This is a genomic window from Hydrogenophaga sp., assembly GCF_041633695.1.
GTDB lineage: Bacteria > Pseudomonadota > Gammaproteobacteria > Burkholderiales > Burkholderiaceae_C > Hydrogenophaga.
Window position 1 is genome coordinate 1 of record NZ_JBFJMY010000152.1, and the last position, 9,292, is coordinate 9,292.

The following is a 9,292-nucleotide window of genomic DNA, read 5'->3' on the forward strand; positions in this document are numbered from 1 at the left end:
GACACCGCCGAGCTCTATCTCGAAGACCTGCATGTGCCGCACGACGCGTTGCTGGGCGAGGAGGGCAAGGGCTTCTACTACATCATGAGCACGTTCCAGAACGAGCGCCTGGTGGTCGGCGCCTTGAGCTCAGGCACGGCTTCGCGCGCCATCGAACTGACGGTGGAATACGTGAAGCAGCGCCAGGCCTTTGGCAAGCCGCTCTGGGACCAGCAGGTGGTGCGCAACAAACTGGCCTGGATGGCTTCAAAAACGGCGGCGGTGCGCTCGCTCACCTACCAGTGCGCGCAGATGATCGACGAGGGCAAGGAGATCGTGCGCGAAGTTTCAATGCTCAAGTGCTTCGCGGCAGAGACGCTGCAGGAAGTGGTGCATACCTGCCTGCAACTGCATGGGGGCACGGGGTACATGATTGGCACACCGGTCGAGCGCATGGCGCGCGATGCCCGCATCTTGACCATCGGCGGCGGTGCCACCGAGGTGATGCTGGAAGAAGTTGCCAAGCGCATGTGAGGACACGGCTTATGAATTGCTTTTTATCTCATCGTTTCGGGGTTCAACCATGAGCGGGCCGTTGCACGGCGTCACGGTCATTGAGCTGGCCGGTATCGGGCCGGGCCCGTTCGCCGGCATGATGCTGGCCGACATGGGGGCCGAAGTCATCCGCATTGACCGCATTCCCACGCCCGGTGGAGGAAGCTCACTGGAAGCGCTGATGCGCAACGACGGCGTGGTCGACCGGGGGCGCCGCTCGATTGCGCTGAACATGAAAGACCCTCGCGCGGTGGAAACCGTGCTGCAACTCGCAACCCGCGCCGATATTCTGATCGAAGGCTTTCGTCCGGGCGTGACCGAGAAGCTCGGCGTGGGGCCAAAAGATTGCATGGCGCGCAACCCGAAACTGGTCTACGGACGCATGACCGGCTGGGGGCAAACTGGGCCACTGGCCCAGGCCGCCGGGCACGACCTCAACTACATCGCGCTCTCGGGCGCGGTGCATGCCATGGGCCCGGCCGACCGACCACCCGCCGTGCCCTTGAACCTGGTGGGCGACTACGGCGGTGGCGGCATGTTGCTGGCGCTTGGGGTCGTCGCCGCGCTGTACGAGGCGCGAGGCTCGGGCCTGGGCCAAGTGGTTGACGCGGCCATCACCGATGGTGCTGCCGTGCTCATGGCCGCGCAGTATGGCTTGCAGGCCAAAGGTTTCTGGAGCGACCAGCGCGAAAGCAATTTCCTGGACGGTTCGGCACATTTCTACGGCAACTACGCGTGTGCCGACGGCCGCTATCTCTCCATCGGCGCGATCGAACCGCAGTTCTACCGCCTGCTGCTGGACAAGTGCGGCGTGACGGACCCGCACTTTGCACAGCAATGGGAGCGTGCCGAGTGGCCAGCGCTGCGCGAAAAACTGACGGCACTGTTCCTGCGCAAAAGCCGCGACGAGTGGTGCGAAGTGCTTGAAGGCAGCGATGCCTGCGTGGCGCCCGTGCTGAGCATGGCGGAGGCGCCGGCCCATCCGCACAACAAGGCACGAGGCATCTTCGTGGAGCAGGGCGGCTGTATGCAGCCCGCACCCGCGCCGCGTTTCGAGCGCACGCCCAGCGCGTTGCCGCCGGTCGCTCCAGCGATCGGCCGCGACAGCGTGGGCATCTTGCGGTCGCTGGGCCAAAGTGAAGCCGAGATCGAGGCGCTGGTGGCTTCTGGTGTCGTGCACAGGGCACCCGACTGATATGGCCACCGCAACGCTCCCTTCGATTCCACGCCGCTCGGTGCACTTGCGGCGGATCACGTGCGAGGGTTTCGAGCGCGATGACGGGCTGTTCGACATCGTCGGAACCTTGATCGACACCAAGCCGTTTCCGCTCGAAATGACCGAGAAGTCGCTGGAGGCCGACCAGGCGATCCACCACATGACGGTCTGCTTGACCATTGACAAAGAGCGGCTGATCCACGATGTGGTCGCGCAAACGGTGCAAGGGCCGCACGCGGTGTGCGGCGCGATCACCGAGAGCTACCGCCGACTGATCGGACAGCGCATCCAGCCGGGCTTCACGATGGCGGTCAAGCGCATGTTCCGCGGTGAGCTGGGTTGCACGCACATGTCCGAGTTGCTGCCGCCGATGGCGACCACCGCATTTCAAATGTTGTGGAGTGGCGCAGACGATGTGACCGATGCCGACCAGCCCGGTCGGCGAAACTCGCCACTGGGCGGCTGTCACGCCCTGAAGCTGGACGGCGAGATCGTGCGTCTGCACTTCCCCGATCAGTTCAGAGGCGGCGCCCAGGGAACGAAGCCCAACTGAAGCCACCGATAGCGGTATGGTCTGCGCACGGATCGCCGTCTGCACCGCGCCGGTGCCGAACTTCTTGGGATGGAGGTATGCGGGGAGCGTTCAGCCGGTCCGTTCCAGCCGGCGCCAGGCCACAAGGCCGGTGGACAGCGCGGTACCGAGCACGATCACCAAGCCGCACACCAGCATCCAACTGGTGATGTTTTCGCTCAGGAACACCGTGCCATACAGCAGCGCGAACACCGGCACCAGAAAGGTGACGGTGAGCGCGCGGCTGGGGCCGGCCCGCTCGATGATGTGAAAGAACAGCACGTAGGCGATGGCGGTGCAGAGCAGGCCCACGGCGGCCATGGCGGCCCAAGCGGTGCCGCTGGCGGCTTGCTCCGGCCACCACAAAAGGGTGGGCAGGGCCAAGCCCAGGCTGGCGCCGATCTGGCTGCCGGTGGCGGTGGCCAGGGGGTGTGCACCGCTCAGGTAGCGCTTGGTGAAGCTGGCGGCCAGGCCGTAGCACACGGTGGCGGCCAGGCAGGCACCCATGGCCAAGAGCGTGACCAGGGGCGACTGGTCGGGCACCGGGTTGAAACTGGATTTGCCCAGCACCAGCATGGTCACGCCGACGAAGCCGATCAACAGGCCCAGCATGCGCGAGCCACCGGGCCGGTCCTTGAGCCAGAGCCAGGCCACGACCGCGCCCGACAGCGGGACGGTGGCGTTGAGGATGGCGGTCAGTCCGGTGCTGATGTGCAAGACGGCGTAAGAGAAGAAGGCAAACGGCAAGGCCGAGTTCAGCAGGCCAACCAGCAAGATGGGCCGGGTGCGGCGTCGGAAATCGGCCCACACTTCTTTGATCAGGAAAGCGGGCAGCAGAAACAGGGCCGCCAGGCCGACCCGCAAACCGGCGGTGGGCAGGGCGCCGAATTCGGCGGCACCCAGGTGCATGAACAAGAACGATGCGCCCCAGAGTGCGGCCAGCAGCACAAATTCGGCGATGAGGGTGGGGGTCATGTGGGGGCGTGTTTTTGTTCCAGCTGCAGCAGAGCGGCTTTTCGCTCCAGCCCGCCAGCATAGCCGGTCAGCGCACCCCGCGCACCCAGCACCCGGTGGCAAGGCACCACGATGCTCCAGGGGTTGCGCCCCACGGCAGCGGCCACGGCTCGCACGGCTTCGGGTCGGCCCACGGCGCGGGCCAGCTCGCCGTAGCTGCAGGTGCGCCCCCAGGGAATGTCTTGCAGCGCCCGCCACACCGAACGTTGAAAGGGCGTGCCCCGGGCGCTGGACAAGGGCAGATCAAAAGCCTGCCGCGCGCCGCCAAAGTAGCCGCGCAGCTGGGCCTGGGCATTCAGCAGCAGGGGGTGGCGGCGGTCTTCGGTCCAGTGCCTGCGTTCGTCCGACGTGGGCAGGTGTTTTTGATCGTGGAACCAGAAGCCGAGCAGACCGTCGGGCGCGGCGGTGATCCAGATCGGACCGAGTGGTGACTCAAAGCGGGTGTGGGGCAGGGTGGTGGACATGGTTCAGGTCTCCGGGGGCGCGGGGGCAACGATGGGGGGTGTTGGGGCGAGCGAGGCGCCTGCCGCGCTGGGGTCCAGGCAACCGGCCCAGGTGCGGATCACGGCGTAGCTGCGCCAGGGACGCCAGGCTTGCGTGGCCTGTTCGGCCAGACGGTTGGCCAGTGGCCGGGCGTGCTCTGCCAGGCCCAGGCCTTTGAGCAGCGCCACGTCGCCGGGTGGCCAGGCGTCGGGCCAGCGCAGCGCGCGCATGGCGATGTAGTGCGCGGTCCAGGGGCCTATGCCGGGCAGGGCCTGCAGTGCTGCCACGGTGATGTCGACATCGCTGTGTGCTTGCAGCGAGAGCTGCCCGTTCAGCACCGCGCGGGCCAGCGCCTGGATGGCGCCTTGCCGCTGGCGCACGATGCCGATGGCGCCCAGGGCATCGGTGTCGGCCTGTGCCAGCGCCTGCGGCGTGGGAAAGTGGCGGTTCAGCTCGGGGTCGGGCGTGTGCACGGGCTCGCCCCATTGCTGCACCAGGCGAGCGGCCAGGGTGCGGGCCGCCGCGACCGTGATCTGCTGGCCCAGCACGGCGCGCACCGCGAGTTCAAAGCTGTCGAAACAACCGGGCAAACGCAGACCGTCGCCGCTGGGAAAGTGCGGGTGCAGCGTGGCGTTGATGGCTTGCGGATCGGCGTCCAGGTCGAACAGCGCGCGCACCCGCCAGATCAGCTGCGGCAAAACCGGGTGCAGGCTTTCGCTCACGCGCAGCACCAGCACGCTGGCGTCGGTATGCAAGTGGGCGGAAAACCAGCCGCTGTGGGTCTGGTCCGCCGCTTCGATGCGGGCGGTGCGGTGCAGGCCGGGTGTGGGCCCGGTCTCGATGCGCTCCACCCCCGGCAGTTGCCGCCCGGCCAGAAAGGCCAGCATGGCGTGGGCATCGTAGGGTGGGCGCCAGGCCAGGCGCACGGTACAGCTTGCAGCCGCTGCTGCCGTGGGCTGCGAGCGCCGCCGCATCTGGCTGGGGTTGAAGCCGTAGTGGGTGAGAAAGGCGGCGTTGAAGCGGCGCACACTGGCAAAGCCGCTGGTGAGCGCTACCTGGGTGATGGGCATGGCGGTATCGCCCAGCAGCTGTTTGGCGGTTAGGAGTTTGCGCGTCTGCAGGTATTGCAGGGGCGAAACCCCCAGACGGGCCTCGAACAGGCGGCGCAAATGGCGGTCGCTCACGCCCAGGCGGTCGGCCAGCGTCTGCAAGGCGGAGCCGGTGGCGGTTTCGTTGGGCCCGCTTTGCCAAGTCTGCCAGTTCTGCGGATCGTCGAGCAGGCGCGTGGCCTGTTGCACCAGGATGGCGGTGGCGTCCTGTGTCGACCAGTGCCGGTCCAGCGGTGCGAGTTCCGGTCGGCAGCGCAGGCAGGGCCGGAACCCGGCCCGTTCGGCCTGGGCCGCGAGTTCAAAAAAATCGCAGTTCTCGCGCCGCGGCGTGCGCACCCGGCACACCGGCCGGCAATAAATGCCGGTGGAGGTGACGCCGGTGAAAAAACGGCCATCAAAGCGAGCGTCGTGCGAGCACAGTGCTCGGTAGCAGGCGTCTGCGTCCAGGATTTGCTTGGCTTTCATGTTGGGGATGGTACGGCGTGCTGCCAGGTTTGACTGGCCGTTTCCGGACCTGTGCCAGAGCCCGCAAATGGCACGGCCTAAAATCCCAGGGTCTGCAATAACACCAGGGAACCCCATGCAAGTCACCGCGTCCATCTTCAAAGCCTACGACATCCGGGGCGTGGTCCCCACGACCTTGAACGAGGCGGTGGCCGAGGCGCTGGGCCTGGCCTTTGGCACGCAGGCCATGAAGCTGGGTGAACGCGCGGTGGCGGTGGGGCGCGATGGTCGCCTGAGCGGCCCCGCGTTGTCGGCGGCGCTCATCCGTGGCCTGGTGGCTGCCGGGGTGGAGGTGATCGACATCGGTCTGGCGACCACGCCGATGTTGTACTTTGCGGCCCACACCTTGTGCACCAGCGGCATCCAGGTGACGGGCAGCCACAACCCCAAGGACTACAACGGCTTCAAGATGGTGATGGGTGGGCGCGCCATTTATGGCGAGGATATCCAGGCCCTGCGCCGCACCATGGAGGACGAGAGCGCCACACCCGTGGCGGGTGGCCGGGTGCGTTTGGTCGATGTGCTGCCGGCCTACCGCGAGCGCATCGTGTCCGACGTGAAACTGGCCCGCCCCATGAAGGTGGTGGTGGACTGCGGCAACGGCATCGCCGGCGCCTCTGCCCCAGCCATATTTCGGGCGCTGGGCTGTGAGGTGACCGAATTGTTCAGCGAGGTGGACGGCAACTTTCCCAACCACCATCCCGACCCCAGCAAACCGGAAAACCTGCAGGACGTGATCCGCGCCCTGCGCGAGACCGACGCCGAACTCGGCCTGGCCTTTGACGGCGACGGCGACCGCCTGGGCATCGTCACGAAAGACGGTGCCACCATCTACCCGGACCGCCAGATGATTCTGTTCGCGCAGGACGTGCTCTCGCGCGTGCCCGGCGGCAAGATCGTGTTCGATGTGAAGTGCTCGCAGCGCCTGGCCCCGGCGATCGAGGCGGCCGGTGGCGAGGCGCATATTTTCAAGACCGGGCATTCGCTGATCAAAGCGCGCATGAAAGAGATCGACAGCCCGCTGGGTGGCGAGATGAGCGGGCACATCTTCTTCAAGGAGCGCTGGTTCGGCTTTGACGACGGCACCTACGCCGGTGCGCGTCTGCTGGAGATCTTGAGCAAAAGCCCGGACGCGAACGCGGTGCTGCACGCGCTGCCCACCAGCCACAGCACGCCCGAGCTCAATGTGGCTTGCGCCGAGGGCGAACCGCAGGCGGTGGTGGACCAGCTGCTGGCCTTGGCGCGCTTCGAAGCACCGGCCAAGGTCTCCACCATCGACGGTTTGCGCGTGGACTGGCCCGATGGTTTTGGCCTGATCCGTGCCTCCAACACCACGCCGGTGCTGGTGTTGCGTTTTGAGGGACATACACAAGAAGCCCTGCACCGCATCGAGGCGGTGATGCTGGCGCTGCTCCTGCAAGCCAAGCCCGACGCGGTGGTGGGCGCCAGCAGCCACTAAAGACGCGCAAAGCACGCGTGCCGCAAGCTCAGTGTGGCAGCGGCTCCGGGTGTTCGGCCAGGGCTTGCAGACGATCCAACAAGGCTTGCGCGCCGGGTGGCAAGCGGGCCGCAGCAGGGTTGGCGCCTGCGTCGCGTCGGGTGTGCCACACCGTGGCCACCGCGTGGGCGGTTTGCTGCGCGTCCAGCACCGTGTCGGCCTGCGTATCGGCCTGGAGCTCGGCGTAGCTCTCGGCGAAATTCCAGACGTTGGGGCCACTCAGCACCGCGCAGCCCAGCGCCAGCGGTTCGTAGGGGTTGTGCCCGCCCACCTGGGCCAGCGACCCCCCCACCAATGCCACCGGGCTCAGGCGGTACCAGAGGCCCATTTCACCGATGGTGTCGGCCACATAAACCGTGGTGGCCGTGGTCAGGGCCTGGCCACGGCTGCGCAGCGCAGCGCCCGGCCCAGCCAAGGCGGCGACCTCGGCCCCCCTGGCGGGTGCGCGCGGGGCGATGATGAGCAACGCATCGGCCTGGGCGGCGAGTAGCTGCTGGTGCGCCGCCAGCGCCAGCGCTTCTTCGCCCGGGTGGCTGGACGCCAGCAGCCAGACCGGGCGTGCGCCGATGGCACGGGTCAGGTCCGCCAGGTCGGTGGCGTCGCAGGGCAGTGGCGGTGCCAGGGCTTTGATGGTGCCGCTCACCACGACCCGGGTTGGCAGCGCGCCCAGCGCAACCAAGGCCTGGGCGGTTTCGGCGTTTTGCGCGAACAGTTGCACGAAACGCGACAACAGCGCCGCATACAGCGGTTGGGCCCAGCGCCGTTTGGCCAGCGAAGCCCTGGACAGGCGCGCGTTCACCAGGATCGTGGGCACGGCTTGCGCGTGGGTGGCCGCGATCAGCGCCGGCCACAAATCCATTTCGCACCAGATCGCCAGGCTGGGCCGCCAGTGGCGTACAAAGGCGACGCAGGTGGCCGGTGTGTCGATGGGGGCGAACTGGTGTTGGCAACGGGGCGGCAGCCCCATTTTTTTCAAGGCATCGCCCGAGGTTCTGGCGGTGGTGGTGATCAGAAACGCATGCCCAGGCAAGGCCTGGGCCAGGCGGGTGAACAGGCCCGCCAAGGCCAGCGCCTCGCCCACGCCCACGGCATGGCCCCAGACCAAGGGGCCGTCGGGCCGCGCGGCGGGCTCGGTCATCAGCTTTTGCCGGATGCTGGCCTCGGTTTCTTTGCCGCGCCGCAGGCGCCGCTGCAGACCCCAGCGCCACACCGGCGTGATGGCCCCGGCCAGGCCCAGGTAGAGGCGCAGCGCCCAGCGCTGTTCGGGGCCGGGCTCGCTCATGGGCATTGCGCCAGCCAGGGCGTGAGGGCCGCCATGTGTTTGCGCGTGGCACCGGCATGCTCGGCGTAAAAGGCTTGCGCCCCGGCCATGGCCTGGGCGTAAGCGTCGGGTTCGGTCAGCAACTGCAGCAAGGCCTGTGACAAGGAGGCGATATCCATGTGCTGTTGCAACACCCCGGCCGCCAGCGCTTCCACGCCGGGGTATTCGATGCCCCAGATGCTGTGGCCGACCATCACCGGCTTTTTCAGCGCCAGCGGTTCGATGATGTTGTGTGCACCCATGGGCACGAACGAGGCGCCCACCACGACCACCTGGGACAGTGCGAGGTAAAAATACATCTCGCCTAGGGAGTCGCCCAGCAGCACGTCGGTGTCTGCCAGCGAAGAGCTGGGTGCGGTGGCTTGCAGGTCGGCGTCGAAGCACCGGCTGCGCCGCGCCACCTGCATGCCTGCGGCGCGGAACAAGGCGTCCACGGTGTCAAAGCGCTGTGGGCTGCGTGGCACGTAGACAAACAGCGGTTTGTCCAGGCCCGCAGCCTGGAGACCGGCTTGCACCTGCGTGCAGGCTTGTAGGAACTGCTCGTCTTCGCCCACGATGGCGCTGGCGAAACAGACGATGGGCCGTTGCGGTGCGCCCAGCATGCCGGAAGCCTTCAGGCGCTGCGCTGCATCCAGCTGCAAAGGCGACACCGGCAGATCGAACCGGGTTTCGCCCGCGACCACCACGCGTGCGCAGCCCACGCGGCGAAAGCGCTCGGCGTGGGTTTCGGACTTGCACAGCACCAATTCGTAGGCCCGAAAAAAGTGGGACCGAAAGCCCAACCACTTCAAATCGTTTTCCAGGCTTTTGCGCGGGTATTGCGCATTGGCCATGGCCAGCGGCACGCCTGCGCGGCGGATGCTGGTGAGCAGCACCGGCCAGGTGTCGATCTCCGTCATGATCGCGCAGCGCGGGCGCTGGCGCCGGATCAAGGCGTGTACCGCCCAAGGCAGTTCGAGTGGCGCGTAAGCCACTTGGAGCTTGCCCTGGGCCAAGGCCTCGGCGAACAGCGTAGCCGCAGCGCTGCGCCCGGCCGCGGTGA

The 9,292-nt window shown here is 67.2% G+C and carries 9 protein-coding genes; 4 read left to right on the top strand and 5 right to left on the bottom strand.

The annotated features are described in order from the left end of the window. From ABYB95_RS11185 to ABYB95_RS11195, 3 genes are all read left to right on the top strand, one after another. The coding region (locus tag ABYB95_RS11185; protein WP_372658597.1) for an acyl-CoA dehydrogenase family protein at positions 1-513 on the top strand (513 nt) is incomplete at its 5' end. A 49-nt stretch (positions 514-562) separates the two neighbouring features. Continuing rightward, positions 563-1,729: a CaiB/BaiF CoA transferase family protein gene (locus ABYB95_RS11190; protein WP_372658598.1), complete on the top strand. Its 1,167-nt coding sequence runs from the start codon at positions 563-565 to the stop codon at positions 1,727-1,729. Between the two features lies 1 nt (position 1,730). Next, positions 1,731-2,303: a DUF2889 domain-containing protein gene (locus tag ABYB95_RS11195; RefSeq protein WP_372658599.1), complete on the top strand. Its 573-nt coding sequence runs from the start codon at positions 1,731-1,733 to the stop codon at positions 2,301-2,303. Positions 2,304-2,393: 90 nt separating this feature from the next. Here the strand turns inward: ABYB95_RS11195 and ABYB95_RS11200 are convergent, their stop codons facing one another. Genes ABYB95_RS11200 through ABYB95_RS11210 form a run of 3 tightly spaced genes read right to left on the bottom strand, consistent with a single transcriptional unit; the run spans position 2,394 to position 5,392 of the window. Next, on the bottom strand, positions 2,394-3,296 hold the full coding sequence (locus tag ABYB95_RS11200) for a DMT family transporter (protein WP_372658601.1): 903 nt from the start codon (positions 3,294-3,296) through the stop codon (positions 2,394-2,396). Next, positions 3,293-3,799, bottom strand: a complete 507-nt coding sequence (locus ABYB95_RS11205; RefSeq protein WP_372658602.1) for a methylated-DNA--[protein]-cysteine S-methyltransferase — start codon at positions 3,797-3,799, stop codon at positions 3,293-3,295. The genes ABYB95_RS11200 and ABYB95_RS11205 overlap by 4 nt, the downstream gene beginning before the upstream one ends. A gap of 3 nt (positions 3,800-3,802) precedes the next feature. Beyond that, positions 3,803-5,392: a DNA-3-methyladenine glycosylase 2 family protein gene (locus ABYB95_RS11210; RefSeq protein WP_372658603.1), complete on the bottom strand. Its 1,590-nt coding sequence runs from the start codon at positions 5,390-5,392 to the stop codon at positions 3,803-3,805. Positions 5,393-5,507: 115 nt separating this feature from the next. Here ABYB95_RS11210 and ABYB95_RS11215 point away from each other — a divergent pair, with 115 nt between their 5' ends. Next, positions 5,508-6,890 carry a phosphomannomutase/phosphoglucomutase gene (locus ABYB95_RS11215; protein ID WP_372658604.1) on the top strand — a complete coding sequence of 461 codons (1,383 nt, stop codon included), beginning with the start codon at positions 5,508-5,510 and terminating at the stop codon, positions 6,888-6,890. Between the two features lie 28 nt (positions 6,891-6,918). On the opposite strand, the gene ABYB95_RS11220 is transcribed toward ABYB95_RS11215, so the two are convergent. Both ABYB95_RS11220 and ABYB95_RS11225 read right to left on the bottom strand, forming a co-directional pair. Beyond that, a complete protein-coding gene (locus ABYB95_RS11220) occupies positions 6,919-8,211 on the bottom strand; it encodes a 3-deoxy-D-manno-octulosonic acid transferase (protein ID WP_372658605.1) in 1,293 nt (430 codons plus the stop codon). After that, a partial coding sequence (locus ABYB95_RS11225; protein ID WP_372658606.1) for a 3-deoxy-D-manno-octulosonic acid transferase occupies positions 8,208-9,292 on the bottom strand: 1,085 nt, incomplete at its 5' end. The genes ABYB95_RS11225 and ABYB95_RS11220, both read right to left, overlap by 4 nt.